This is a genomic window from Actinomadura sp., from assembly GCF_044508335.1.
Lineage (GTDB): Bacteria > Actinomycetota > Actinomycetes > Streptosporangiales > Streptosporangiaceae > Spirillospora.
Genome location: NZ_JBIQHY010000039.1, coordinates 29841 through 55711, shown reverse-complemented (window position 1 = coordinate 55711; position 25871 = coordinate 29841). Strand labels below are relative to the sequence as shown.

At 73.7% G+C, this 25871-nt stretch carries 27 protein-coding genes and 1 riboswitch; of the genes, 15 read left to right on the top strand and 12 right to left on the bottom strand.

The genetic code is table 11. The features are described 5' to 3' along the window. Window positions 1–495: 495 nt before the first annotated feature. Complete coding sequence (locus tag ACIWVC_RS16175) at window positions 496–1290, bottom strand: acyl-CoA thioesterase (protein WP_396448546.1); 795 nt, start codon at window positions 1288–1290, stop codon at window positions 496–498. A gap of 179 nt (window positions 1291–1469) precedes the next feature. On the opposite strand from ACIWVC_RS16175, the gene pgi reads away from it, so the two are divergent. Then, the gene (gene pgi / locus ACIWVC_RS16170; RefSeq protein WP_396448545.1) at window positions 1470–3116 is read left to right on the top strand and encodes a glucose-6-phosphate isomerase; all 1647 of its coding nucleotides are present in this window, start codon (window positions 1470–1472) and stop codon (window positions 3114–3116) included. Between the two features lie 78 nt (window positions 3117–3194). Here pgi and ACIWVC_RS16165 read toward each other — a convergent pair whose 3' ends face one another. The 6 genes from ACIWVC_RS16165 to ACIWVC_RS16140 all read right to left on the bottom strand — a co-directional run bounded on the left by ACIWVC_RS16165 (window position 3195) and on the right by ACIWVC_RS16140 (window position 7304). Next, window positions 3195–3452, bottom strand: coding sequence for an EF-hand domain-containing protein (locus tag ACIWVC_RS16165; protein WP_396448544.1), 258 nt, complete (start codon window positions 3450–3452; stop codon window positions 3195–3197). Window positions 3453–3545: 93 nt separating this feature from the next. Next, window positions 3546–4289 carry an SIS domain-containing protein gene (locus ACIWVC_RS16160; protein ID WP_396448543.1) on the bottom strand — a complete coding sequence of 248 codons (744 nt, stop codon included), beginning with the start codon at window positions 4287–4289 and terminating at the stop codon, window positions 3546–3548. Further along, window positions 4282–4719 carry a PTS sugar transporter subunit IIA gene (locus ACIWVC_RS16155; protein WP_396448542.1) on the bottom strand — a complete coding sequence of 146 codons (438 nt, stop codon included), beginning with the start codon at window positions 4717–4719 and terminating at the stop codon, window positions 4282–4284. Before ACIWVC_RS16155 ends, ACIWVC_RS16160 begins: the two co-directional genes overlap by 8 nt. Next, window positions 4716–5018, bottom strand: coding sequence for a PTS sugar transporter subunit IIB (locus tag ACIWVC_RS16150; protein ID WP_396448541.1), 303 nt, complete (start codon window positions 5016–5018; stop codon window positions 4716–4718). The genes ACIWVC_RS16155 and ACIWVC_RS16150 overlap by 4 nt, the downstream gene beginning before the upstream one ends. A 28-nt stretch (window positions 5019–5046) precedes the next feature. Beyond that, a complete protein-coding gene (locus tag ACIWVC_RS16145) occupies window positions 5047–6537 on the bottom strand; it encodes a PTS ascorbate transporter subunit IIC (RefSeq protein WP_396448540.1) in 1491 nt (496 codons plus the stop codon). Window positions 6538–6572: 35 nt separating this feature from the next. Continuing rightward, window positions 6573–7304, bottom strand: a complete 732-nt coding sequence (locus ACIWVC_RS16140; RefSeq protein ID WP_396448539.1) for a GntR family transcriptional regulator — start codon at window positions 7302–7304, stop codon at window positions 6573–6575. A 395-nt stretch (window positions 7305–7699) separates the two neighbouring features. Here ACIWVC_RS16140 and ACIWVC_RS16135 point away from each other — a divergent pair, with 395 nt between their 5' ends. After that, the gene (locus ACIWVC_RS16135) at window positions 7700–8851 is read left to right on the top strand and encodes a carbohydrate kinase family protein (RefSeq protein WP_396448538.1); all 1152 of its coding nucleotides are present in this window, start codon (window positions 7700–7702) and stop codon (window positions 8849–8851) included. Here the strand turns inward: ACIWVC_RS16135 and ACIWVC_RS16130 are convergent. Further along, window positions 8848–9783, bottom strand: a complete 936-nt coding sequence (locus ACIWVC_RS16130) for a cupin domain-containing protein (protein ID WP_396448537.1) — start codon at window positions 9781–9783, stop codon at window positions 8848–8850. The two genes, ACIWVC_RS16135 and ACIWVC_RS16130, sit on opposite strands and share 4 nt — an antisense overlap. An 81-nt stretch (window positions 9784–9864) precedes the next feature. On the opposite strand from ACIWVC_RS16130, the gene ACIWVC_RS16125 reads away from it, so the two are divergent. The 3 genes from ACIWVC_RS16125 (at window position 9865) to ACIWVC_RS16115 (ending at window position 12155) form a co-directional block, all read left to right on the top strand. Continuing rightward, the gene (locus tag ACIWVC_RS16125; RefSeq protein ID WP_396454270.1) at window positions 9865–10704 is read left to right on the top strand and encodes an NmrA family transcriptional regulator; all 840 of its coding nucleotides are present in this window, start codon (window positions 9865–9867) and stop codon (window positions 10702–10704) included. Window positions 10705–10722: 18 nt separating this feature from the next. Beyond that, window positions 10723–11226 carry a DUF1772 domain-containing protein gene (locus ACIWVC_RS16120; RefSeq protein WP_396448535.1) on the top strand — a complete coding sequence of 168 codons (504 nt, stop codon included), beginning with the start codon at window positions 10723–10725 and terminating at the stop codon, window positions 11224–11226. Window positions 11227–11318: 92 nt separating this feature from the next. After that, window positions 11319–12155, top strand: a complete 837-nt coding sequence (locus ACIWVC_RS16115) for a metallophosphoesterase family protein (RefSeq protein ID WP_396448534.1) — start codon at window positions 11319–11321, stop codon at window positions 12153–12155. Between the two features lies 1 nt (window position 12156). Here the strand turns inward: ACIWVC_RS16115 and ACIWVC_RS16110 are convergent, their stop codons facing one another. Beyond that, entirely contained in the window at window positions 12157–12741 is a 585-nt protein-coding gene (locus ACIWVC_RS16110; RefSeq protein WP_396448533.1) for a TetR/AcrR family transcriptional regulator, read from the bottom strand. Window positions 12742–12912: 171 nt separating this feature from the next. Beyond that, complete coding sequence (gene thiC, locus ACIWVC_RS16105; protein ID WP_396448532.1) at window positions 12913–14634, bottom strand: phosphomethylpyrimidine synthase ThiC; 1722 nt, start codon at window positions 14632–14634, stop codon at window positions 12913–12915. Beyond that, window positions 14630–14743, bottom strand: a riboswitch (TPP riboswitch). It overlaps the preceding gene by 5 nt. Before the next feature lie 89 nt (window positions 14744–14832). On the opposite strand from thiC, the gene tsaA reads away from it, so the two are divergent. Beyond that, window positions 14833–15255: a tRNA (N6-threonylcarbamoyladenosine(37)-N6)-methyltransferase TrmO gene (tsaA, locus tag ACIWVC_RS16100; RefSeq protein ID WP_396448531.1), complete on the top strand. Its 423-nt coding sequence runs from the start codon at window positions 14833–14835 to the stop codon at window positions 15253–15255. Window positions 15256–15320: 65 nt separating this feature from the next. On the opposite strand, the gene ACIWVC_RS16095 is transcribed toward tsaA, so the two are convergent. Further along, window positions 15321–15842 carry an NUDIX hydrolase gene (locus tag ACIWVC_RS16095; RefSeq protein WP_396448530.1) on the bottom strand — a complete coding sequence of 174 codons (522 nt, stop codon included), beginning with the start codon at window positions 15840–15842 and terminating at the stop codon, window positions 15321–15323. Window positions 15843–15920: 78 nt separating this feature from the next. Between ACIWVC_RS16095 and ACIWVC_RS16090 the strand changes: the two genes are divergently transcribed. Beyond that, window positions 15921–16610: a CDP-alcohol phosphatidyltransferase family protein gene (locus ACIWVC_RS16090; protein WP_396448529.1), complete on the top strand. Its 690-nt coding sequence runs from the start codon at window positions 15921–15923 to the stop codon at window positions 16608–16610. Then, window positions 16607–19105, top strand: a complete 2499-nt coding sequence (locus tag ACIWVC_RS16085) for a sugar phosphate nucleotidyltransferase (RefSeq protein WP_396448528.1) — start codon at window positions 16607–16609, stop codon at window positions 19103–19105. The genes ACIWVC_RS16090 and ACIWVC_RS16085 overlap by 4 nt, the downstream gene beginning before the upstream one ends. A 7-nt stretch (window positions 19106–19112) precedes the next feature. Here the strand turns inward: ACIWVC_RS16085 and ACIWVC_RS16080 are convergent, their stop codons facing one another. Continuing rightward, window positions 19113–20447, bottom strand: coding sequence for a PLP-dependent aminotransferase family protein (locus ACIWVC_RS16080; protein WP_396448527.1), 1335 nt, complete (start codon window positions 20445–20447; stop codon window positions 19113–19115). Between the two features lie 93 nt (window positions 20448–20540). Between ACIWVC_RS16080 and ACIWVC_RS16075 the strand changes: the two genes are divergently transcribed. The 7 genes from ACIWVC_RS16075 to ACIWVC_RS16045 all read left to right on the top strand — a co-directional run bounded on the left by ACIWVC_RS16075 (window position 20541) and on the right by ACIWVC_RS16045 (window position 25436). After that, the gene (locus ACIWVC_RS16075; protein WP_396448526.1) at window positions 20541–21179 is read left to right on the top strand and encodes a LysE family translocator; all 639 of its coding nucleotides are present in this window, start codon (window positions 20541–20543) and stop codon (window positions 21177–21179) included. 64 nt (window positions 21180–21243) lie between these two features. After that, complete coding sequence (locus ACIWVC_RS16070) at window positions 21244–22092, top strand: DUF881 domain-containing protein (RefSeq protein WP_396448525.1); 849 nt, start codon at window positions 21244–21246, stop codon at window positions 22090–22092. A gap of 112 nt (window positions 22093–22204) precedes the next feature. Further along, window positions 22205–22537, top strand: a complete 333-nt coding sequence (locus ACIWVC_RS16065) for a small basic family protein (protein WP_396448524.1) — start codon at window positions 22205–22207, stop codon at window positions 22535–22537. Further along, window positions 22534–23241, top strand: coding sequence for a DUF881 domain-containing protein (locus tag ACIWVC_RS16060; RefSeq protein ID WP_396454269.1), 708 nt, complete (start codon window positions 22534–22536; stop codon window positions 23239–23241). The genes ACIWVC_RS16065 and ACIWVC_RS16060 overlap by 4 nt, the downstream gene beginning before the upstream one ends. 312 nt (window positions 23242–23553) lie before the next feature. Then, the gene (locus ACIWVC_RS16055; protein WP_396448522.1) at window positions 23554–24090 is read left to right on the top strand and encodes an FHA domain-containing protein; all 537 of its coding nucleotides are present in this window, start codon (window positions 23554–23556) and stop codon (window positions 24088–24090) included. A 16-nt stretch (window positions 24091–24106) separates the two neighbouring features. Beyond that, complete coding sequence (locus tag ACIWVC_RS16050; RefSeq protein ID WP_396448521.1) at window positions 24107–24823, top strand: MerR family transcriptional regulator; 717 nt, start codon at window positions 24107–24109, stop codon at window positions 24821–24823. Window positions 24824–24965: 142 nt separating this feature from the next. Next, a complete protein-coding gene (locus ACIWVC_RS16045) occupies window positions 24966–25436 on the top strand; it encodes a bifunctional nuclease family protein (protein WP_067468341.1) in 471 nt (156 codons plus the stop codon). Window positions 25437–25871 lie beyond the last annotated feature (435 nt).

Genomic DNA, 25871 nt, shown 5'->3' with positions numbered 1-25871 from the left:
CCGCATCCTCTGGATCGCTCGGGGCGAAAGGGGTCGCGTGATTCAGCAAATCATTCAGTCTGTCAGACATGCCGGCCCCTTCTTCTAGAGTGCGAGGGTTAAGCGGAGCGTGCCTCGTCTTACAGGCAGGTTGACACGATGCTAGATGTCGATGGCCGCCCAGGCAGTCCCAACCGTGCACTTCGGTATCCGTTTCACGGGTAATGGACGACTGAAATGGGGCGCGGGAATCGGGGACGCTCCGCAGGGTGCGGACGTCCACTGTGAGGCCGGCTCCGCCGACGAGACCTCGCTACGGCGCGCCGCAGGTCGCCGCGCTCGTGCTCACCTGGCACGACTTCGCCATCAGAGGCATCCGGCTCACCTGCCGCACCAGCATCGCCTTGCGGCACCCGCCGCTCGGTTCCGTCCGACGACGGTCCTCAAAGACGGCCGGGAAACGGACATCGGTGTCGGCTGCGGGCAATTCGACGGTGCCGGATCGTCCGGGCCCGGTCAGGGGGCGGGGCGCAGGAGGGCCTCCTGGGCCACCGAGGCCAGGAGGGTGCCGTCCGCCGTGTGGAGCGTTCCGCGGGCCAGGCCGCGGGCGCCGTGGTTGGTGACCGGGGCGACCGAGTACAGCAGCCACTGGTCGACGCGCGGCGGGCGGTGGAACCACATGGCGTGGTCCAGGGTGACGGCCGTGACCAGGTGCTTCGGCGATCCCGGGGCGCGGGCGCTGCTGACCACCGCCATGTCGGACAGGTAGGCGGCCAGGCACGCGTGCAGGGCCGGGTCGTCGCCGATCGGCGCCGACGCGCGGATCCAGAACGGGTGCGGCATCGGGAACTCGTCCTCGGCGGGCGTGTTCACCAGCCGGATGTCGAACCCGATCGGATGCTTGAAGAAGGAGGGGAGCGCGGGCGCGCTCAGCCCCTCGGGGCCCGGGACGTCCAGGGGCGGGGCGGCCTGCCAGTCGAAGCCGTCCTCCGGGTCGTGGAACGAGGCGATCAGCTCCAGGATCGGCTTGCCGCCCTGGCTTGCGGTGACGTGCCGGGTCGAGAACGAGCGGCCGTCGCGGGTGCGGGCCACGTCGAACGTCAGCGGCTCGTCCGGCGTCCCCGGGCGGATGAAATAGGCGTGCAGGGAGTGCGGCGGGCGCCCGCCGGCGGTCAGGCACGCGGCGCGCAGGCTCTGCCCGGCGACCTGCCCGCCGAACAGCCTCGGCCGCCCCACCGACGGCGAGGCCGCCAGGAACGAGTCCTCGCCGAGCGGGGTCAGGTCGAACATCCGCGTGATGCCGTCACTCATCCGGGAACCTCCTGCAAGCGGTGACCCTACTGGGCGGCGGGACGGTCCCGGTGATCCGGGGCGGTCGCCTGCGCGGCCGGGGACGGCCCTGATACGGTCACGCGCGGTCGACCTATGATCGCCGTGGGGAGGGCGCCCGGGGGACTTCGGCGCCCGCCCGCGAGGAGATGAGAGAGGCAATGGCTGATATCACCGAGTCGCCCGAATGGTCCGCGCTGGCCGAGCACCACGCCGCGCTCGCCGGGCGGCACCTGCGCGACCTGTTCGCGGACGATCCGGGGCGCGTCGACCGCATGACGGTGACCGCGGGGGACCTCCACCTGGACTACTCCAAGCACCGCGCCACGGGCGAGACCATGGAGCTCCTCGCGGCCCTCGCCGAGCGGGCCGGGCTGCGCGCCCGGATCGAGGCGATGTTCACCGGGGAGCACATCAACGTCAGCGAGGACCGCGCCGTCCTGCACACCGCGCTGCGGCTCCCGCCCGGCGAGGCCCTCACCGTCGACGGGCAGGACGTCGCCGCCGACGTGCACGCCGTCCTGGACAAGATGTCCGACTTCGCCGGACGCGTCCGCTCGGGGGAGTGGACGGGCTTCACCGGCAAGCGGATCACGACCGTCGTCAACATCGGCATCGGCGGCTCCGACCTCGGCCCCGCCATGGCCTACGAGGCCCTCCACGACTACGCCGACGCCGGGATCGCCTGCCGGTTCGTCTCCAACATCGACCCCGCCGACATCGTCGGCAAGCTCGCCGGCCTCGACCCCGAGCAGACCCTGTTCGTGATCAGCTCCAAGACGTTCGGCACGCTGGAGACCCTCACCAACGCCAAGGTCGCGCGGCGGTGGCTCACCGAGCGGCTCGGCGACGACAAGGCGGTCTCGCGGCACTTCGTCGCCGTCTCCACCAACGCCGAGCGCGTCGCGGACTTCGGCATCGACACCGCCAACATGTTCGGCTTCTGGGACTGGGTCGGCGGCCGCTACTCCTTCGACGGCGCCATCGGCCTGTCCCTGATGATCGCGATCGGCGGCGAGGCGTTCCGCGAGATGCTCGCCGGGTTCCGGGAGATCGACGAGCACTTCCGCAGCGCCCCGCTCCAGGCGAACATGCCGGTGATCATGGGGCTGCTCGGCGTCTGGTACACCGACTTCTTCGGCGCGCAGACCCGGGCCGTGCTGCCCTACAGCCAGCGGCTGTCCCGCTTCCCCGCCTACCTCCAGCAGCTCACGATGGAGTCCAACGGCAAGTCGGTGCGGGCCGACGGGGCGCCCGTCGTCGCGCAGACCGGCGAGATCTTCTGGGGCGAGCCCGGCACCAACGGCCAGCACGCCTTCTACCAGCTGCTGCACCAGGGCACCCGGCTCGTCCCGGCCGACTTCATCGGCTTCGCCGAGCCGTTCGAGGACCCTCCCGTGGACGGGCCGGCGGGGATGCACGACCTCCTCACCGCGAACATGCTCGCGCAGACGTCGGCGCTCGCGTTCGGCAAGACCGCCGAGGAGATCGCCGCCGAGGGCGCGCCCGCCGCGGTCGTCCCGCACAAGGTCATGCCGGGCAACCGGCCGAGCAGCACGATCCTGGCGCCGAAGCTGACCCCGAAGACGCTCGGCTCCCTCGTCGCCCTCTACGAGCACATGGTCTTCGTCGAGGGGACGATCTGGGGCATCGACTCCTTCGACCAGTGGGGCGTCGAGCTGGGCAAGGTCATGGCGATGGACCTCGCGCCCGCGCTCACGTCCGAGGAGCCGCCGGCGCAGGCGCCCGACCCGTCCACCGCCGCGCTGGTGCGCCGGTACCGGGAGCTGCGCGGCCGGCGGGTCTGACCCCGGCGCTCGAACAGGGCGAACGGGGCGCGCATGCGAAAGGCCCGCCGGAGACGTCCGGCGGGCCTCCTCCGTCCGTCAGGCGCCGGCGGCCGGCAGCGGCCCCTCGACCCAGCCCTGGGACTCCATGATCGCGCGGAACTCCTCGTAGGAGATGAACCCGTCGAGGTTGCTGTCCGCCTGCTCGAACCTGTCCTGCGTCTCGGCGCGTGTCCAGGCGAGCCCCAGCTCGTCCAGCACGAGTGTGAACTCCATCAGGTCGAGCTTCTGGTCGCCGCCGAGGTCCGCGCGCGTGAACACCGCAAGAAGGTCGTCCTCGGTCGGTCGTGTCGTCATCTCGCTCCTTCGGTCCGATGGTAGCCACGCATCATCTCATAGGGAGCGATCCAGGCAATGTGTAAAACGCCGCAGGAAGACGGCGTGTTCCGGCTAGCCGCCGCCGGTCAGCTCGGGGACGCGGTGCCGGTAGCGGGCGAGCAGCGCGGCGTTCATCTCGTCGCCGCCGGGGACGTTCGCGCTCGTCCAGCGCGGCGGGTCCACGCCGCGCTCGGCCGCCAGGTCGTCCAGGGCGGCCAGCACGCGCGACCACGCGTACGCGGCGAGGATCGTGGACGCCGCGGCGGTGCGCGGCTCCGCCGCCGGATGCAGCACGTCGCCGGGCGGGACGCGCGTGTCCAGCACGATGTCGGCGTGGTCGGCCAGGGTCGTCTCGGTGCGCGCCGCAGCGCCCTCCGACGCCCGCGTCGACGTCACCGCGACGACCGGCACGCCCCGCGCCCGGCACTCCGCCGCGACCTCCACCGGGTACGGGTTGCGGCCGCTGGTGGAGAACACCACCGCCACGTCGGGCGGGGCGGGCGCCGCGTTCCGCACCACCGCGCGCCCGACCCCGTCGCGCCGCTCGATGCGGGTGCTGCGCACCGCGTCCCCGATCGGGGCCACGCGGGGATCCCAGATCGGGCGGACGGCGGCCAGGCCCCCGGCCCGGTAGAACGTCTCGAACACCATCGCGAGGGAGTGCCCGGCCCCGGCGACGTGCACGATCCCGTCGGCCTGGACCGAGTCGAGGACGAGCGCGGCGGCGGCGCCGATCGCCTCGCCCGACGCCGCGTCCAGGTCGTCCAGCAGGGCCCGCACCCGGTCGGGGAAGCTCGGCCGGGCGGCGTCAGGCATCGGGCAGGGCCTCCTTCAGGGCGCGGGCCATGTCGTCCTCTCCGGCGGCGGCGCGGAGCCGGCCGGCCAGGCCGCCGGACAGCGCCCGCGCCAGCCCGGACAGGACGCCGACGTGCGCGTCCGGTTCCGGGGTGCAGAACGCGAGCAGCAGGTCGACGGGGTCGTTGTCAGGATGACCGAATTCGACCGGCGCCGCCAGCCTGGCCGCGCCGACGCCGACGGCCAGCCCGCCCTCCTCGGGCCGCGCGTGCACCAGCGCCAGCCCCTTGGTCAGCACGATGTACGGGCCGTTCTCCTCGACCACCCGGACGCACGCGTCCGGGTAGCCCTCGCCGGCCGCGCCCGCGCCGACCAGCACGGAGGCCGCCTTCCGCACGGCCTCCCGCCAGTCGCGGGCGGCGACGGCGTCGCTCACCGCGATGACCGTCATGAGAGCCAGCCCTGCTCGGCCAGCCGCTCCCTGAGCTGCGCTTCGAGGCCCTCCTTGTCGAGGAAGTCGCTGATCGTGATCACGACGGGCGCCAGGCCGGCGATCTCGCTGGTGTGCATGCCCTGGCCGATCACCACGTCGGGCGACATCCCGCGCGCCGTGGACACGTCGGTGTTCTCCACCCGCGCGTCCACGCCGAGCGAGCGCAGCGCGTCCTCGGCGGTCATCTTCAGCATCAGGCTGGAGCCCATGCCGACGCCGCAGACCGCGAGGATCTCCAGTTGCCGGTCCAGTGCCATCTCGGCTCTTCTCCCTCGGTCGGTTCGGTCAGGTCTTCGCCGACGCCGCGTCGTCGGGCGCCGCGTCGTCGGGCGCCGCGTCACCGGGCGCCGCACCCTCGGGCGCGGCCTCGCCGGGCGCGTCCTCCTCCGCCGCGGCGCGGCGCTTCTCGGCGCGGCCGAGGAGCAGCAGCGACGCGACCATCGCGGCCAGCGCCACCGCGGGGACGAGCCAGACCGCGCCGCCGCCGGCGACGGGGTCCACGGCCTTCAGCAGCCACGCGATCGCGTACCAGTCGGGGTCGGCGAGGGTGGCCAGCTCGGGCGCGGTCTTCTCGTACAGGTCCCAGGTGACGGCCTGCCCCACCGCGAGGATCAGGCCGGTGATCGCGCCGCCGAGGACGGCGCCGCGCCAGCCCGCCACCACGTTGCCGAACAGCGCGGCGGCGCCGCCGACGAAGAACAGCATGATCATGGGCGGGGCGAGGGTGAACCAGCCGGCCGCGGCGAACACGCCCAGGCAGACCAGGAACACGGCGGTGGAGGCCACGAAGCCGACCATGACGGCGGTCGGCGCGACGGGGAACACGGTCGGCGCGTCCAGCGCGGGGCGGGTGCCGGGGATCACCCGGTCGCTGAACCCCTTGAACGCCGGGACGATCTCGGCGAGGAACATGCGCACGCCGAACAGCAGGATCGCGATGCCTCCCGCGAACCGGAGGCCGACCAGGATCGCCCACACCCACGGGGACAGTTTGTCGTCCATCTCGGCCGCGGCCTTGGCCACCACGCCGCCGTCGGCGAGCGCGACCCCGATCAGCATGATCACGGTGATGACCAGGGCGGTGCTGACGTTGACGTCCTTGAAGAACGACAGCTGCCGGGGCAGCTTCAGCTTCTCGGTGTCGTGCTTCTCGCGGCTGCCCAGCGGCCGCGCGGCGTACCCGGTGATCAGGCAGGCGAGCGAGCTGGTGTGCGCGAACCCGAACCGGTCGTCGGGCATGACGCGGCGCATCAGCGGCCGCATCCACAGCGGCTGCAGCGTCCAGTACGCGGCGACGAACCCGGCCCCGCACAGCACCAGCGTGAGCTGGTCGGCGTCCGGCGCGATCGTCACCAGCGACGCGACCGTCACCGTGCTGATCCAGAACATCAGGTGCCCGGTCAGGTACAGGTAGCGCGCCGCGGGGAACAGCCGGACGACCAGCACGTGGACGAGGAACGCGACCGTGATGACGAGCGCGATCGTGCCGCCCTGCTGGGCGAGGAAGTCGGCGAGGGTGTTGTCCGCCTTCGGCGGCGCGGTGTCCATCGCGCTGGCGAGGACGGTCTGGAAGCTCGTCAGCCCGCCGGTGAACACCTCGACGCCGATGAACAGGATGACGACGCCGATCGTGGCGCGCAGCGCGCCGGCGAAGACGTCCTCGAACCGCTTGCGCTGCAGGATCAGCCCGATCAGCGTGATGAGCCCGATGAGGATGGGGACCTGGCCGAACACGTTGTCGGCCAGGAAGGTGAGGATGTCCTTGATGACGTCCATGGTGAAGTCGCCTCACTTCCCGGGGTGGGGGACGGTCAGTGGGTCGGCGGCCGGAGGTCGAGTTCCAGCCGGTAGCGGTCGCCCCGGTAGACGGATCGGACGTATTCGAGGGGCCGTCCGTCCGGGTCCTTGGTGATGCGCTCGAAGAGGAACGCCGGCATGTGCACCGGCACGCCCAGCTCGGCGGCCTCCTCGGCGGTGGTGACGGTCGGCTCGATCGTCTCGGTGCCCGAGGCGATCACGATGCCGCGGCCGCGCAGCAGGTCGTAGAACGACTGCCCCTCCAGGTCGTGCCGCCGCAGGTCCGGCAGCAGCGCCCGGGGCAGGTACAGGGTCTCGATGGCCATGGTCGCCTCGTCGGCCAGCCGGAGCCGCCGAATGGTAAATACCTCTTCCTCGGGCGGGAGGGCGAGCCGCCTGCCGATCCGCGCCCCCGCGGTCTCGGTGCGGAACGACAGGACCCGGCCGCCCGGCTTCATGCCCCGCCTGATCATGTCCTCGGTGAACGACGTCATCGTCAGCGACACCGCGATCCGGGGTTCGGCCACGTAGGTGCCGCTGCCGTGCCGCCGCTCCAGCAGTCCCTCGGCCGCGAGGCCGTCGACGACCTGCCGCAGCGTGGGCCGGGAGACGCCGAGCTCCTCGGCGAGCCGGCGCTCGGACGGCAGGGCGTCCCCCACGTCCAGGCCGTCCATCATCGCGAGCAGCTCGCGGCGCACCGCCTGCCGTTTCGTGCTCCCGGACCGGGCCTCACCGGCGGATGGCACGCGGTTCACCTCCGTGGACGCTGTTCCTGTGGTTGCACACGGTATGTCCCGTTCATGCGACTGGTCAATACCACTTTGCGATGTTCGCCGCGGCGGCCGTCCGGCGGCCCGGCCCGCGGCCGCGCGATGGGGCATCGCGCACGCGGCGCCCTGGCGATGGCGTGTTCGGCGCCGGCTGGACGCGGGAGGGGCCGGGCGGCGCCCTGGCCGGCCGCGGCGCCCGGCCCGGCGGGTCCGCCCACCCGGACCGGTTCATGACCGGCGATCCGCTCATGAACTTCTGCGAGGGATCTGCGCAGGTGGACGGCATCCGGTTGTACGTTCCAATGTAAGAACGTCCGAGGCGGGGGCTAAGGTCCGGATGATCTCGCCCACGCCGCGCCACGGGGGGCCTCGTGACACAGCAGACCGCGACGGGACGGGCGCCCGAGCCGTCCCTCGCCGACCCCTGCGCGGAGCGGGAGCCGGCGGGGGAGCGGCTGCGCGCCGGCGGGGGCGGCCGGGTGCTGGACGTGTTCCTGTCCGGCCAGGTGTTCATGGACATGATCTTCACCGGGCTGCCGGGCCTGCCGCCGCCCGGCACCGAGATCGTCACCGACGGGCTCGGCTCGGCGCCCGGCGGCGTCGCCAACATCGCGGTCGCGATGAGCCGGCTCGGGCTGCGGGTCGGGCTGGCGGCGCCGTTCGGCGACGACATGTTCGGCGCCTACCTGTGGAGCACCCTCGCCGAGCAGGAGGGCGTCGACCTCGGGCTGTCGCGGCGGGTGCGCGGCTGGTCGACGCCCGTCACCGTGTCGATGGCCTACGACTCCGACCGCAGCATGGTGACGTTCGCCAAGCCCGTCCCGTCCTCGCCGGACGACCTGGGCGCGCCCCCGCCGGACGCGCGGGCGTGCTTCGTCGACGTCGGCCGCCCGGTGCCGCCTTGGGCGGCGGAGATGCGCGCGGGGGGCACGCTGGTGTTCGGCGACCTCGGCTGGGACCATACCGGCGCCTGGCCGGCCGAGGTCCTCGACCGGCTCGCGCACGTGGACGTGTTCCTGCCGAACGCGGCCGAGGCGATGGCCTACACCCGGACGGACGCCCCGGCGGACGCGGCCGAGGCGCTCGCCGAGCGGGTGCCGGTGGTCGTGGTCAAGCGGGGCGGCGACGGCGCCATCGCGATCGACGGGGAGACGGGGGAGCGGGCCGAGGTCGGGGCGCTGCCGGTGGAGGCGCTCGACCCGACCGGCGCGGGCGACGTGTTCGCCGCCGGGTTCGTGTTCGCCGCGCTCGCCGGGCTACCGCTCGCCGAGCGGCTCCGGTTCGCGAACCTGTGCGCGGGGCTGTCGGTGCGGCACCGCAGCGGCTCGCTCGGCTCGCCGTGCTGGGGCGAGATCGCCGCGTTCGGCGAGTCGGGGGAGGTGTCCGAGGCGGTGCTGGCGGAGTACGCGTTCATCGTCCCGTTCATCCCGGACGCGGCGGACGACTCGCCCGTCCGCGCCGAGCCCACCCTGCGCAAGCAGCAGATGGCGGGCCGCCGGGCCGCGCCGCGGAGGCCGGCCTAGCGGGAGCCGGCGCGGTACTCCTGCGGGCTCACGCCGTGCTCGCGCTTGTACGCGGTGCTCAGCGCGAACGCGGTTCCGTAGCCGACCTGGCGGGCGATGGCGTCGAGCGTCGCGTCGCTCTCGCGCAGCAGGTCGGCGGCCTGCGCGAGGCGGGCGCCGGTCAGGTACGCCATGGGCGGCTCGCCGATCAGCCTGGTGAACCGCTGCGCGAGCGCGGCCCGGGACACCCCGACCTCCGCGGCCAGGTCGGCGACCGTCCACGGGTGCGAGAGGTCGGCGTGCAGGAGCCGCAGCGCGGGGCCGGCGACGGGGTCGCCGTGGGCGCGGTACCAGCCGGGCGCCTCGGCGTCCGGGCGGGAGAACCAGGCGCGCAGGGTCGCGATGAGCAGCAGGTCGAGGAGCCGGTCGAGGACGACGTCCTGGCCGGGCTCGTCCTTGCCGATCTCCTCGCCCAGCACGTCGACGAGCGGCGACTTCCACGTGTCGCCGCGGACGACCGCGATCGGCGGCAGCGCGGACAGCAGCCGCTGGGTCACGGCGCCGCGCATCTGGTAGGTGCCGATCAGCATGACGGTCGTGCCGGCGGGGTCGTTGCCCCAGGCGCGGACGCCGAGGTCCATCGCCTCCGACAGGCTCGTCCCGTCGGGGGTGGTGCAGCGCTGCCCGGGATGGATGACGATCTGCGGCTCGGTCGCCGGGTCGTCGCTGACGGTGTAGGGGTCGGGCCCGCGGAAGATGACCATGTCGCCGGGGCCGACGCGCTGCGGTTCCCCGTCGTCGGGGACGATCCAGGCGTCGTCCCGGACCATGGAGAGCAGCGTCAGCGGCGCCTCGTCCTGGATGCGGATCGACCAGGGCGGGGCGAGGGTCGAGCGGAGCATGAACGCCCCCCGGGCGCGCGGCCCGTCGAGGAGGTCGGTGAGAGCGTCCACGGGTCAAGCGTAGACGCTCGCGTATGGGGGCGAGCTTCTCAACGATGGTCGCTGGAGACGCCCGGCTGTTGACTCGAAGGCATGACGAACACGGCATCCGAGAACGGCCTCACCCTCGTCCTCGGCGGGACCGGCAAGACCGGCCGCCGCGTGGTGGAGCGGCTGGAGGCCCTCGACGTCCCGGTCCGGATGGGCTCGCGGTCGGCGTCCCCGGCCTTCGACTGGCAGGACCGGTCGACCTGGGCGCCCGTCCTGCGGGACGTCGAGAAGGTGTACCTGTCCTACTACCCGGACCTGGCGGCGCCCGGCGCCGCCGAGGCCGTCGCCGCCTTCGCCGCGCGGGCGGCCGGGGCGGGCGTGCGGCGCGTGGTCCTGCTCTCCGGGCGGGGCGAGCCGGAGGCGCGGGAGTGCGAGCGGATCGTCCAGGGCGCCGGCCCGGAGTGGACGGTCGTGCGGGCCGCCTGGTTCGCGCAGAACTTCAGCGAGGACTACCTGCTCGACCCCGTCCGCGCCGGCGAGGTCGTGCTCCCGGCGGGCGACGTGCCGGAGCCGTTCGCGGACGCCGGCGACATCGCGGACGTGGCCGTCGCGGCGCTCACCGGGGACGGGCACGCCGGCGAGGTCTACGAGGTGACCGGCCCGCGCGCGCTCACCTTCGCCGAGGCCGTCGCCGAGATCGGCCGCGCGGCCGGGCGGGAGATCGCCTTCGTCCCGGTGAGCGCGGACGACTACGCGGCCGCCCTCAAGGAGCACGGCGTGCCCGACGAGGTCGCCGGGTTCCTCCTCTACCTGTTCACGACCGTCCTGGACGGCCGCAACGCCCGCCCCGCCGACGGCGTCCGGCGGGCGCTCGGCCGAGCCCCGCGCGACTTCGCCGAGTACGCGGCGGAAGCCGCCGCCAGCGGCGTCTGGAACCTCTGACCCGGAAGTGGGACGACGATGAGAACTGCGTTCGCGGGCGTCTCGGTGACGCTCTCCCTCATCATGGCGGCCGGCATGGCCGGGACGTTCTTCGGCTTCTCGACCGGCGTGATGCCCGGCTTGGACGCGGCGAAGCCGGCATCGGCGATCGACGCGATGCAGGGCATCAACCAGCGCATCCAGAACCCGCTGTTCGTGGCGATGTTCCTGCTGGTACCGGTGCTGGCGATCGCGGCGGGCGTGCTGCTGCTGACCCTGGAGCAGAAGTCGGCGGCGATCCTGTTCTTCGCCGCGGCCGGCGTCTACTTCGCCGGAGCCCTCCTCCCGAGCTTCGCGGTGAACATCCCGATGAACAACGACCTGGACGGCGTGACGATCCCGGCGGACGCCGCCGAGGCCGCGAAGACCTGGTCGGACTACTCAGGCCGCTGGACGGCGTGGAACACCGTCCGCGCGGTGTCCAGCTGGGCGAGCCTCCTCGCGATGAGCCTGGGCGTCTACTACTGGGGCAAGAACGACTGACCATGAGAAGCGGCCCGCTCCCCGCCGGGGGCGCGGGCCGCTTGCCGCGCCGCCCGGCGAGGCCGGGTCCGCGGCGGGCTTACGATCTCTGGATGGGCGGTGTCTACGCGATCAGCGACCTGCACGTGGGGTTCCCGGAGAACCGGGCGTTCGTCGAGGGGCTGCGGCCCGAGTCCGGAGACGACTGGCTGATCGTCGCCGGGGACGTCGCGGAGCGGTTCTCCGACGTCGAGTGGGCGCTCCGCACGCTGCGCGAGCACTTCGCCACCGTGGTCTGGGTCCCCGGCAACCACGAGCTGTGGACGACCGGGAACGACCCGGTGCGGCTGCGCGGCGAGGCCCGGTACCGGCGCCTGGTCGACATGTGCCGCGGCCTCGGCGTCCTGACCCCCGAGGACCCGTACCCGGTGTGGGACGGCGAGGGCGGGCCCGTCACCGTCGCGCCCCTGTTCGTCCTCTACGACTACACGTTCCGGCCGGAGGGGACGTCCACCAAGGAAGAGGCCCTCGCGGTCGCGCACGAGTCGGGCGTCGTGTGCACCGACGAGGTCTACCTGCATCCCGACCCGCACCCGACGCGGGACGCCTGGTGCGACGCCCGCGTCGCCTACAGCGAGAAGCGCCTGGCCGCCCTGGAGCCGGGGACCCGGACCGTCCTCGTCAACCACTGGCCGCTCGTCCGCGAGCCCACCCGCGTCCTGTGGTACCCGGAGTTCGCGCAGTGGTGCGGCACCGAGCGCACCGCCGAGTGGCACGACCGGTTCCGCGCGGTGTCGGTCGTCTACGGGCACCTGCACATCCCCCGGACGATCTGGACCGGCGGCGTCCCGCACATCGAGGTGTCGGTCGGCTACCCGCGCGAGTGGCGCAAATGGCGCGGGTCGCCGCGCGGCCCGCGCCGGATCCTGCCCGACCCCGAGACGAGCTGACCTAGCGGCGGCCGGGCACCATGCCGGCCGCGGCGAGCGACAGCAGCCGCCCGGCCGCCTCCGGCTCCCGCTCGGTGACCGCCGCGATCGCGCCGGTGAGCCACAGGACGTCGGCGAACGCCGCGCCCGCCGGCGCGTCCCCGGCCCGCTGCGCGCGGGCGAACAGCGCCTCGCCCGCCTCGCACATCGCCCGCCGCGCGGCCGCCCCCTCCGGCCGCCCGTCCCGCAGCGACACCACCGCCGACGCGGCCAGCCCCCGGAACACCGTCACCCGCGCCATGAACGTCCGCAGCCAGGTCATCAGCGCCTCGCCGGGCGCGGGCGCGACCATCAGGTCGCGGGCCGCCGCGGCGAGCTCCTCGTAGGCGTCGGCGAGCAGCGCCTCCAGGAGGTGCTGGCGGGTCGGGAAGTGGCGGTAGAGCGTCCCGATGCCGACGCCGGCGGTGCGGGCGACGCCCTCCAGGGACGCGCCGGCCCCCTCGCGCTGGAACGTCTCGCGGGCCGCGGCGAGCAGCCGCGCCCGGTTGCGGCGCACGTCGGCGCGCACCGCGCGGGCGGGGGCCGTCGGCGTGTCGTCGCTGGTCACGTGGGTCCTCGGTCCTTTCCCGGCGGGTATGGGCCTGCGGCGATTCGGGGGGATCCGCGGCTTTGGAACGGTCCCTCGATACTATCCGCGCCGGGCCGCCCGTTCCGCCCCGGGAGGGGCCGGCCCGCCGCGGCCGGTGCCGCGGCGGGCCTGCGCCGACCTGCGCCGACGTCAGGACGGGCCGGGGGAGACGGGCAGCTGCACCCGCCCGCCCGCGGCGCGGAACTCCGCCGCCTTCTCCCGCATCCCGGCGGCGAGGGCCGCCTCGCCGTCCAGCCCGCGCTCGTCGGCGTACCGCCGGACGTCCCGGGTGATCTTCATCGAGCAGAAGTGCGGGCCGCACATCGAGCAGAAGTGCGCGGTCTTCGCCGGGGCCGCCGGGAGCGTCTCGTCGTGGAACGCGCGGGCCGTGTCCGGGTCGAGGGACAGGTTGAACTGGTCCTCCCACCGGAAGTCGAACCGCGCCTCCGACAGCGCGTCGTCCCACGCCCGCGCCCCCGGATGGCCCTTGGCCAGGTCGGCGGCGTGGGCGGCGATCTTGTAGGCGATGACGCCCGCCTTCACGTCCTCGCGGTCCGGCAGCCCGAGGTGCTCCTTCGGGGTGACGTAGCAGAGCATCGCGGTCCCGTGCCAGCCGATCATCGCGGCGCCGATCGCCGAGGTGATGTGGTCGTAGCCGGGCGCGATGTCGGTGGTCAGCGGGCCGAGCGTGTAGAACGGCGCCCCGTCGCACCACTCCTGCTGCAGGTCGACGTTCTCCTTGATCTTGTGCATCGGGACGTGGCCGGGCCCCTCGTTCATCACCTGGTTGCCGTGCTCGGCCGCGATCCGCGTCAGCTCGCCCTGCGTGCGCAGCTCGGCGAACTGCGCCTCGTCGTTGGCGTCCGCGATGCAGCCGGGGCGCAGGCCGTCCCCGAGGGACCAGGTGACGTCGTAGGCGGCGAAGATCTCGCACAGCTCCCGGAAGTGCGTGTACAGGAAGTTCTCCTCGTGGTGCGCGAGGCACCACGCCGCCATGATCGAGCCGCCCCGCGACACGATGCCCGTCTTGCGCCGCGCGGTCAGCGGCACGTACCGCAGCAGGACCCCCGCGTGGACGGTCATGTAGTCGACGCCCTGCTCGGCCTGCTCGATCACCGTGTCGCGGAAGAGGTCCCAGGTCAGCTCCGCGGGGTCGCCGCCCGCCTTCTCCACCGCCTGGTACAGCGGGACGGTCCCGACCGGCACCGGCGAGTTGCGCAGGATCCACTCCCGCGTCGCGTGGATGTCCCGGCCGGTGGACAGGTCCATGATCGTGTCGGCGCCCCACCGGGTCGCCCACGTCATCTTCTCGACCTCGTCCTCGATCGAGGACGCCACCGCCGAGTTGCCGATGTTCGCGTTCACCTTCACGAGGAAGTTCCGCCCGATGACCATCGGCTCGATCTCGGGGTGGTTGACGTTCGCGGGCAGCACCGCCCGGCCGGCGGCCAGCTCGTCCCGGACGAACTCCGGGCGCACGCCCTCCCGCAGCGCCGCGAACTCCATCTCCGGCGTGATCTCGCCCCGCCGCGCGTACGCGCGCTGCGTCACCGCGCCGCCGGTCGCGCGCCGCGGCCGGCGGGGCGGGAAGTCCTCCCGCGCGGGCGCCCGCCGCCCGTCGTCCCCGGGCCGCGCCGGGCGCTCCTCGTACGGCGCGGTGTCGCCCCGCTCGGCGATCCACGCCTCCCGCAGCGCAGGCAGCCCCCGCCGGACGTCGACCTCCTGCGCCGGATCGGTGTACGGCCCCGACGTGTCGTACAGGACGACGACATCGCCGTTGGTCAGCGGCACCTCCCGCATCGGGACCCGGAGGTCCGGCCGCGACCCCTGCAGGTAGGTCTTGCGGGCAGCTGGAACCACACGTTGTGTCATGACGACTCGATCTCTCCCTACGCCGGCATTACCCGGTCAGGTTCATGCGGTCAGCGGCCGTCCCAGCCGCTATCTCAGCCCGGTTCGCCGGGCACCCGCGATCTGTCGCCCCCGACGCTAACCCGCGGCACCCCGGTTGCCGCAACCGCCGCCTCCGGGGTAGAACGCGCCCGCGCGAGGCCCTGAGAGGATCGGGGCATGTTCGACCCTCACCAGGAGTACACGCTGACCCCGGTCGGCCATGTCTCGTCCGCGCTGACCGACCGCGAGTCCGCGCCCAAGCAGGGGACCGAGGGCGCGCCCGAGGCATGGCTGGTCTTCGAGCCGGCCGTGCTCCCGGCGCTGGAGGGCCTCCGCCCGGGCGACCGGGTCTTCGTGCTGACGTGGCTGCACCTGTCGCCCCGGGACGTCCTGCGCGTCCACCCGCGCGACGACCCGTCCACCCCGATGCGCGGGGTGTTCGCGACGCGCTCCCCGGACCGCCCCAACCCGATCGGCCTGCACCCGGTCGAGGTCCTGGAGGTGACGGGCCGCCGCGTCCGCGTCAGCGACCTGGAGGCCCTCGACGGCACCCCGATCGTGGACGTGAAACCGATCCTCGCCTGCGAACCCGGCGGGTAGGCCGCCGGGCCGGGGGAGCGCGGCGGGTTCGCGGTCGCCGCCCGCCTCCCGCCCGCGGCGCGCCGTCAGCCCGCGGTGACGAGGTAGAGCAGGCCCGCCAGCGTCGAGGCCGAGCCGATCTCCCCGCGCGCGGCGCGCGCGGGGACCGACGCCAACGGGACCCACTCGATCCGCTCGGCCTCCACGTCGGTCGGCGCCCCGACCCGCTCGGCGCCGTCCGCCCGGTAGATGTGATAAACGCCATCGTGGACGCCGGGTGACGGCCGCACGTCGAGCAGGTGCCGGACGGTCCCCGCGCGGTATCCGGTCTCCTCGACCAGCTCCCGCGCGGCCGCCTCGCCGGGGTCTTCGCCTGGTTCGACTCGTCCGCCGGGAATCTCCCAACCCCACTGGTCGGTGATGAACCGGTGCCGCCAGATCAGCAGCACCCGGCCCTCCCCGTCGACCGCCGCGACGCCCGCCGCGGGCCGCACCCGCACGAGGTGATGGTCGAACCGGCGCCCGTCCGGGAGTTCGACATCGGCCAGCCGCACGTCCATCCAGGGGCTGTCGTAGACCGACCTCTCCCCGTAGACCGTCCATCTCATGGATGGACGCTATCGGGGCCTTTCAAACCCTTACCGGTAGGGTCAGGATCAAGGGGACCAGGGGAGGCGATCGCGTCGGTGAGCACACTGCAGGAGGCCCCGCAGGACCGGATCTTCACGGTGCCCAACGTGCTGAGCGTGGCACGGCTCGTGGGCGTCCCGCTGTTCCTGTGGCTGGTCTTGGCCGAGGCGGACGGGTGGGCGATCGGCGTGCTGGTGTTCGCCGGCCTGTCCGACTGGCTGGACGGCAAGCTGGCGCGCGCGCTGAACCAGACCAGCAAGCTCGGCACGGTGCTCGACCCGGCCGCCGACCGCCTCTACATCCTCGCCACGCTGATCGGGCTCACCATCCGCGACATCATCCCGCTGTGGCTGGTGGTGCTGCTCGTCGCCCGGGAGTTCGCGATCCTGCCGATCGCGCCGATCGTCCGGCGGCTCGGGTACGGCGGCACGCTGCCCGTCCACTTCATCGGCAAGGCGGGCACCATGTGCCTGCTGTACGCCTTCCCGCTGCTGCTGCTGGGCGACCACGACGGCGGCGCGGCGACCGCGGCGAAGGTCGCCGGCTGGTCCTTCGCCATCTGGGGGACGGGCCTGTACTGGTGGGCGGCCGTCCTCTACTGGACGCAGACGCGGCAACTGGTGCTGGCCGGCCGCGACTCGCCCCCGGCCCCCGGGCCGGACGCCGCGCGCGCACCGGACGACCGGCGCGATCCGGGCGCGGACCCGCCGGCCGGCGACCAGAAGGGAGCTGAGACCCCCCGATGAAGGCCGTCGTGATGGCGGGAGGCGAGGGGACGCGGCTGCGTCCGATGACCGCCAACCAGCCCAAGCCGCTGCTGCCGCTCGTCAACCGGCCGATCATGGAGCACGTGCTCCGGCTGCTGAAGCGGCACGGGTTCACCGAGACCGTGGTCACCGTCCAGTTCCTGGCCGCGCTGATCCGCAACTACTTCGGCGACGGCGAGGAGCTCGGCATGTCGCTGAGCTACGCGACGGAGGAGATCCCGCTCGGCACCGCCGGCAGCGTCAAGAACGCCGAGGAGGCGCTGCGCGACGACCGGTTCCTCGTGATCTCGGGGGACGCGCTCACCGACATCGACCTCACCGACATGGTGCGGTTCCACAAGGAGAACGACGCGCTCGTCACCATCGGGCTGAAGCGGGTCCCGAACCCGCTCGAATTCGGCATCATCATCGTGGACGACGAGGGCCGCGTGCAGCGGTTCCTGGAGAAGCCCACCTGGGGCCAGGTGTTCTCCGACACCGTCAACACCGGCATCTACGTGATGGAGCCCGAGGTCCTCGGACACGTCGCGGAGGGCGAGCCCGTCGACTGGTCGGGGGACGTGTTCCCCAAGCTCCTCGCCGAGGGGGCCCGCCTGTTCGGGTACGTGGCCGACTGCTACTGGGAGGACGTCGGCACCCACGAGAGCTACCTCAAGGCCCAGGCCGACATGCTGTCGGGCCAGGTCGGCATCGAGCTGGACGGCTTCGAGATGTCCCCGGGCGTGTGGGTCGCCGAAGGAGCCGAGGTGGACGCCGAGGCCGTGCTCAAAGGGCCGCTCTACATCGGCGACTACGCGAAGGTCGAGGCGGGCGTCGAACTGCGCGAGTACACCGTCCTCGGCAGCAACGTCGTGGTGAAGGAGGGCGCGTTCCTGCACCGCGCCATCGTCCACGACAACGTGTTCGTCGCGCCGTCCACGAACCTGCGCGGCTGCGTCGTCGGCAAGAACACCGACATCATGGCCGGAGCCCGCGTCGAGGAGGGCGCGGTCATCGGGGACGAATGCGTCATCGAGGCCGAGGCGTACGTCTCCAGCGGCGTGAAGGTCTACCCGTTCAAGACGATCGAGGCCGGCGCGGTCGTCAACACCAGCGTCATCTGGGAGTCGCGCGGGCAGCGCAACCTGTTCGGGCCGCGCGGCGTGTCCGGGCTCGTCAACGTCGAGATCACCCCCGAGCTGGCGGTGCGGCTGGCCTCCGCCTACGCCACCACGCTGAAGAAGGGCTCCACGGTCGTCACCGGACGCGACGTCTCGCGCGCCGCCCGCACCCTCAAACGCGCCGTGAACAGCGCGCTCACCGCCAGCGCCATCAACGTCAACGACCTGGAGGCGACCCCGCTCACCGTCGCCCGGTTCGAGACCGGCCGCGAGGACGCCGTCGGCGGCATCTACATCCGCACCACCCTCGGCGACCCGCAGGGCGTCGACATCCTGTTCCTCGACGCGGGCGGCGCCGACCTGTCCCAGGCGGCGCAGCGCAAGCTGGAGCGCGTCTTCGGCCGCCAGGAGTACCGCCGCGCGTTCCCCGGCGAGATCGCCGAGCTCACCTACCCGCCGCGCGTCGTCGAGACCTACACCCGCGACCTGCTGCGCCGCGTCGACATCCGCGGCGTCCGCGAGGCCGGGCTGAAGATCGTCCTGGACTGCGCGGGCGGCGTCGCCTCCCTCGTCCTGCCGAACCTGCTCGGCAAGGTCGGCGTGGAGGTCCTCACCCGCAACGCCGGGCTGGACGAGGCCAACCCGACCGAGACGCTCGCCGAGCGCATGCGCGACCTGGAGCGCCTCGGCGACCTGGTGTCCTCCTCGCGCGCCGCCTTCGGCGTCCGCTTCGACCCGGTCGGCGAGCGGATCTCCCTGGTGGACGAGAACGGCGAGCTGGTCGGCGACGACCGCGCCCTCCTCGTCATGCTCGACCTGGTCGCGGCCGAGCGGCGCGGCGGCAAGGTGGCGCTGCCGGTGACCACGACGCGGGTCGCCGAGCAGGTGTGCCGGTTCCACGGCGTGCAGGTCGAGTGGACCTCCACCTCCCAGGACGTCCTCACCAAGGCCGCCGCCCAGCCCAGCGTGATCTTCGCCGGGGACGGCCGCGGCGGGTTCCTGATGCCCGAGTTCAGCGGCACCGTCGACGGCATCGCGGCGTTCGTCCGGCTCGTCGGCCTCGTCGCGCGCACCCGCCTGACGCTGTCCCAGATCGACCGCCGCATCCCCGACGCGCACCTGCTGCGCCGCTCCGTCCCGACGCCGTGGGCGGCCAAGGGCAGCGTGATGCGGCACGTCGTGGAGGCCGCCGGGGACCGCACGATCGACACCACCGACGGCGTCCGCGTGGTGGAGGACGACGGCCGCTGGGTGCTGGTCCTGCCCGACCCGGCGGAGGCGGTGACCCACCTGTGGGCCGAAGGGCCCGACGCCGACGCCGCCCAGGCCCTCCTGGAGGAGTGGGCCGCCGTCGTCGAGCGCGCCGGCTCCTGATCCCGCGTCAGTCGGCGGCGGTGTCGTCGGGGTCGCCGGCGGCGATCTCGGCGAGGACGTCCAGGGCGCGCGCCAGGGCGTCCAGGGGCGGGGAGGCGAGGCCGAGCCGGACCGCGCGGGGGGCGGCGGCCGTCCCCACGACGAAGGCGGCGGCCGGGGTCACGGCGATGCCGCGGCGCGCCGCCGCGGCCACGAACGTCTCCGCGCGCCACTGCGCCGGCAGATCCCACCAGGAGAAGTACGAGCACGGCGCGGACCGGGCGTCGGGGACGCGCTCGGCGAGGAGCCTCTGGCGGGCCGCGGCGTCCGCGCGCTTGGCCCGGGCGACCGCCTCCACCGTGCCGTCGGCGATCCAGCCGGCCGCCGCGTCGAGCGCGAAGCGCGCGGGTCCCCATGCGCCCGAGCGCAGCGCCGCGGCGACGGGCCCGGCGAGCGCGGCGGGCGGGACGGCGAACCCCACGCTCAGGCCGGGCGCGAGGCGCTTGGACAGGCTGTCGACCACCACGGTGCGCCGCGCCGCGAGGCTCGCCAGCGGCCGCGGGCCGTCCTCGTCGAGGAACGCCCAGACGCGGTCCTCGATCGCGTGGAGGCCGAGCCGTTCGAGGGCGGCGGCGAGCTCGACGCGGCGCTGCCCCGGCATCGTCGTCCCGGACGGGTTGTGGAGCGTCGGCTGGACGTACAGCGCGCCGAGCGGGGCGGCGCGGTGCGCGTCGGCGAGGGCGTCGGGGCGCAGCCCGTGCTCGTCCCCGGCGACCGGGACGAGCGTGACGCCGAGCCGGGCCGCGATGCCCTTGACCACCGGATAGGTGAGCGCCTCCACGGCGAGCCGCCCGCCGGGCGGCACGAGCGCCGCCACGGCGCCCGCGATCGCCTGCCGGCCGCTCCCCGCGAACAGCACGGAGCCGGGTGCGGGACGCCAGCCGGGCGCGGCCAGGAGGGCCGCCGCGGCCTCCCGGGCGGCGGCGGTCCCCGTGACCCGGCCGGGCCCGAGCGCCGCCTCCAGGACGTCCGGGCGCAGGAGGCGCTCCATCCCCGCGGCGAGCAGCGCGTTCTGCTCCGGCAGCAGGGGCTGGCTCAGCTCCAGATCGACCCGCGCCCCGGCCGGCTCCGCCAGCGCGGGGACGGGCGCGGGCCCGGCCGCGCGGACGAACGTGCCGCGCCCCACCTCGCCCACCACGAGGCCGCGCCTGGCCAGCTCCCCGTAGACGCGGCTCGCCGTGGACACGGCGATGGCGCGCTCGCGGGCGAAGGCCCGCTGCGGCGGGAGCCGGTCACCGGGCCGCAGCCGCCCCGCGGCGATGTCGGCGGCCACCTCGTCGGCGACCCGGCGGAAATCCTCCATGCGCTCCCCACATTGCTCCGACTTCAATGGAAAGTATTGCACCGAGTAAATGCCGAGATCTAGTCTCAGATCAATTCCACTGTTCGGAGTGCAATGATCTCGCTCACCGCCGCCGCGGCCGTGGCCGCCTTCGCCCTCGGGCTCGTCCTGACCCCGGGGCCCAACATGATCTACCTGGTGTCGCGGTCGGTGACGCAGGGCCGCCGCGCCGGGCTCGTCTCCCTCGGCGGCGTCGCCGCCGGCTTCCTCGTCTACGTCGCCGCCGCCACCGCCGGGCTCACCGCCGTATTCACGCTCGTCCCGGCCGTCTACACGGTGATCAAGCTGGCCGGCGCGGCGTACCTGCTCTGGCTCGCCTGGCAGGCGCTGCGGCCCGGCGGCACGACGGCGTTCGCGCCGAAGGAGCTGCCCGCCGACCCGCCGCGCCGCCTCTTCACCATGGGCCTGGTCACCAACCTGCTCAACCCGAAGATCGCGATCCTCTACGTGTCGCTGCTGCCGCAGTTCGCCGACCCCGGCCGCGGGCACATGGCCGTCCAGATCATGCTGCTCGGCCTCCTCCAGATCACCATCGCGATCACCGTGAACGGCCTCATCGTCCTCGGCGCCGGGGGCATCGCCGCGTTCCTCGCGCGCCGCCCCGGCTGGCAGCGCGTCCAGCGCTACCTGATGGGCTCCGTCCTCGCCGGGCTGGCGCTGCAGATCGGCCTGCACCGCCCCGCCACCGCCTGACCGGCGCGGACCCGGTCTCGCCGGCGGCGGCCCGCGCGCTCCCCGGGCTTGCCATGATGGGGCGGTGATCGCACGACGGGACGACCGGCGGCCCGGCGCCTCGACGCCGCTGCTCGCCGACCTGCTCGCCGGGAAGCTCCTCGACCCCGGCTACGCGGAGGCCGCCGCGCGGCGGGCCGCCTCCGCCCCGCCGCGCCGCCTGCGGGGCCCGGGCGTCCTGCTGGTCCTCCTCCTCGCCGGGATCCTGATCGCCGTCGCCGGGGCGCAGGCGCGGCGCGGCGAGCCGGTGGCGGCCGAGCAGCGGGCCCGGCTGATCGACGAGATCCACGCCCGCACCGCCGAGACCGACGGCCTGCAGGACCGCGTGGACCGGCTGCGCGCCCGGACCGAGCGCAGCCGCGCCGCCGCGCTGGCCCGCAGCGACGAGGGCCGCCGGGTGCGCGGCCGGCTGGCGGGCGCCGGCGCCGCCGCGGCGGCGCTGCCCGCCGAGGGCGCCGGAATCGTGGTCACCCTCGCCGACGCCCCGCCCGCCGCGCGGCACCCCGCCGCCGAGAGCGGCCGGGTCTATGATCAGGACCTCCAGGTGCTGGTCAACGGGCTCTGGGCGGCGGGCGCCGAGGCCATCGGCGTGAACGGGCGGCGGCTCACGTCCACCACCGCGATCCGCGCGGCCGGCGAGGCGATCCTGGTCGACTACCGGCCGCTCACCGGCCCCTACGCGGTGACGGCCCTCGGCGACCCGGACGGCCTGCGGGACGCCCTCGAAGGCTCGCCCGCCGACCGGCGCCTCGCCGCGCTGCGCGACCGGTACGGCATCCGGTACGAGGTGCACCGCACGTCCGGAGCGCGGCTGCCCGGCGCGGGGACGCTCCGCCTGCGCTACGCCGCCCCCGCCCCGCAGGACGGCCAATGACCAGCGAACCACCGACCGCGCGACGGGTGCGCGCGCGGTGCACAGCCGCACGGCCGGCCCGCTCCCGGCCGGCCGGCAGCCGCCAGGGGAGCGGGGGAGGGGTGAGCCCGGCGTGATCGCGTTGATCGGCCTCGTGATCGGGGTGGTGCTGGGGCTGATGCTGCAGCCGGACGTGCCGCTGTGGCTGCAGCCCTACCTGCCCATCGCGATCGTGGCGGCGCTCGACGCCATGTTCGGCGGCGTCCGGGCGCGGCTGGAGGGGATCTTCGACGAGAAGGTCTTCGTGGTCTCGTTCGTCGGCAACACCGTCATCGCCGCGCTGATCGTGTTCTTCGGCGACCAGGTCGGCGTCGGCTCGCAGCTGTCCACCGGCGTCGTGGTCGTGCTCGGCATCCGGATCTTCTCCAACGTGGCCGGGATCCGGCGGAAGCTGTTCGGCGCATGACCGGGAGTGAGCGGGAAGCGCGCCCGGAGGGGCTGCGGGGGCTCCTCGCGCTGTTGCGCCCGCGGGTCACCGCCGGGCAGATCGCGGGCGGCCTGCTGTGCCTCGTCCTCGGGTTCGCGGTCACCGCGCAGGTCCGGTCGACGCAGCGGGACTCCACGTTCGCCACCGCGCGGCAGGACGAGCTCGTGGGGATCCTGGCCGATCTGGGTCAGCGGTCCGAGCGGCTGCGGGCCGATCTGCGCGACCTGGAGGCGACCAAGGCCGGGCTGGAGCGGGACGCCGCGGGCGGCAGCGCCCTGGAGGAGGCCCGCGAGCGGGCGACCACCTACGGCCTCCTCGCCGGGACGCTCCCCGCCGAGGGCCCCGGCATCGAACTGCTGATCAGCGACCCCGGGGACCGCGTCAAGGCGATCGACCTGCTGGACGCGCTCCAGGAGCTGCGGGACGCCGGCGCCGAGGTCGTCCAGGTGAACGATGTCCGCGTCGGCGTCGACACCTACTTCATGGACGACCGCAACGGCGTCCGGATCGACGGGCGGCTGCTCTCCCTCCCGTACCGCTTCCTCGCCATCGGCGACCCCCACACGATGACCACCGCGCTCAACATCCCCGGCGGCCTCGTCAGGACGCTGCGCGGAGCGGGGGCGACCGTCCTGATCACCCCGCGCGCGAAAGTGGCCGTCGGCGCGGTACGGTCTCCCTAGAGGGAACGGGGGGAACGGCAAACCGGACGGCCGGCCCATGCGTCGTGATCGGGGCGGGTCCGCGCGGCGGCGTAGACCTGCGATCATCGACGAATGTAGTTTGGTCCAGCCGGTTCACCGTTCCAGTTGACCCCTCGGGCAATACCCGCTTAAGTTGCGGCGACCGTCGCCGTGCGCGGGCGGTGAGCAGGACCGTGGCCGGGGGCGGGTCCCCGGCGTGGGTTGGGTGAAGGATGCGCGTGGCGCAGGCGGCTCCCGCTGCGGCGGGGCGCCCGCATGCGGCACGCCGATGGTAGGAGGCCGAGCCGATCGATGCCGAGCGTCTACTGCACGCAGTGCGGTCACGCCAACCCGGATGATGCCCGCTTCTGCTCGAACTGCGGCACTCCGCTGACCCGGAGTCCGGCCGCTCCGCCGCCGTACCGCGAGTCGCCCGGCGAGTCCACGTCCACGATCTCCATCGGCGGGTTCGAGGCGCTGGACACCGACACGGGCGCCGAGGAGCAGGCCGGCCCCGACCAGATGGCGATGGAGGCGCTGCCCCCCGGCACCGCCCTGCTCGTCGTCAAGCGCGGCCCGAACGCCGGCAGCCGGTTCCTGCTCGACAAGGACCGCACGTCCGCCGGGCGCCACCCCGAGAGCGACATCTTCCTGGACGACGTCACCGTGTCCCGGCGGCACGCCGAGTTCACCCGCCAGGGCGGCACCTTCTCCGTCCGCGACGTCGGCAGCCTCAACGGCACCTACGTCAACCGGCAGCGGATCGACCAGGCCGGCCTGTCCGGCGGCGACGAGGTGCAGATCGGCAAGTTCCGGCTGGTGTTCCTGACGAACCCGGCGCACGGCTGACGGAACGGGAGGGGCGTTGAACGCGGAGCCTGCCCGGTCCCCGATGACGATCGGGGACGTCCTCGGGCTGCTGCGGCCCGAGTTCCCCGACATCACCATCTCCAAGATCAGGTTCCTGGAGTCCGAGGGGCTCGTCGAACCGCGCCGCAGCCCCTCCGGCTACCGCAAGTTCTGCGACGCCGACGTGGAGCGCCTCCGGTTCGTCCTCACCGCGCAGCGCGACCACTACCTGCCGCTGCGCGTGATCCGCCGGTATCTGGAGGCCCGCGACCGCGGTGAGAGCGTCCCCCCGCTCGGCGCTCGCGAACCGTCCCGGCGCCGCCCCCGCACCCTCGTGGCCGCCGACACCACCGCCCCCGACCCCGCCGTCCGGCTGACCCGCCGCCAGCTCCTGGACGGCGCCGGCATCGACGAGGCGCTCCTCACCCGCCTGGAGGAGTACGGCCTCGTCCACCGCACCGGCGCCCACTACGAGGGCGACGCCCTCGGCATCTGCCGGATCGCCGCCGCGCTCGGCGAGTTCGGCTTCGAGGTCCGGCACCTGCGGGCCGTCAAGGCCGCCGCCGACCGCCAGGTCGCCCTGATCGAGCAGATGGTCGCCCCGCAGCTGCGCCGCCGCGGCCGCGGCGCCCACGAGGAGGCCGCCGAAACCGCCCGCGAGATCGCCGCGCTGTCGGTCAAGCTCCACGCCGCCCTGGTCAGCGCCGGGCTCAGCGAAAGCCTCGACCACTGATCATGCCCGCCGCGGAGGATTTTCCCGCCCCGGCGGCGCGACGAGCTGTCCGGCCCTGGGTGTACGTTGGCTACATGGTTCGGTCAGGAATCGATCCGCTGCGAGTGGTGATCGAGAACGCGAGAACCAGCAGGGAGCCGCTGTGAAGCAGATGGAGGTCGTCGGCGTCCGGGTCGAGATGCCCTCCAATCAGCCGATCGTCCTGTTGAAGGAGACGGAGGGCGATCGCTACCTGCCCATCTGGATCGGGGCGGTCGAGGCGACCGCGATCGCCTTCGCGCAGCAGGGGGTGCTGCCCGCCCGGCCGCTCACCCACGACCTGTTCCGCGACGTCCTGGACGCCCTCAGCGTCCAGCTCCGCACCGTGAACATCACGGCCCTGCGCGAGGGGATCTTCTTCGCCGACCTGATCTTCTCCAACGGCGTCGAGGTGAGCGCCCGCCCGTCCGACTCCATCGCCCTGGCCCTGCGCACCGGCGCCACCATCTTCGCCAGCGAGGACGTCCTCGAAGAGGCCGGCGTCGCCATCCCCGACGAGCAGGAGGACGAAGTGGAGAAGTTCCGCGAGTTCCTCGACACGATCTCCCCGGAGGACTTCGGCCGCGCCGGATAGCCCGCCGCCCCCAGCCCTCTGATCGCAGCTCGCCGGCCCCGGTTTCCCGCCCGCCCGGGGTGACGGCGCCAGGGAACCCCTGATCCCCGCCCCTCCCTCTTTCCGGCTCAGCCCGAGACAGAACCCGCGCGGTCGCAGTGGGGCTCCTGTGCACCTCGTTCAGGGCTCGCCGCCGCGGCCTGGAGCCGAAGCCGCCCGCGCAAGGGCGGTTGGTGGCGGCTTGGGGGAGGTTTGTCATAAATGCCACATCGTCCTGGAGCTGGTGGTTTTTGACGGCGGCCCATCGGGGTAGGAGTGCACAGGTGGCGGAGGTGCGCAGTTTGCCCACGTGAAGCCGGTTCATCCGGGCATGCGACGCGCCGACGGTGAACGTTGACCACACCCTGACCGGCACCTACCGTGCTGGTGGAACACCCGTGGTGTAATTCGTCAAAC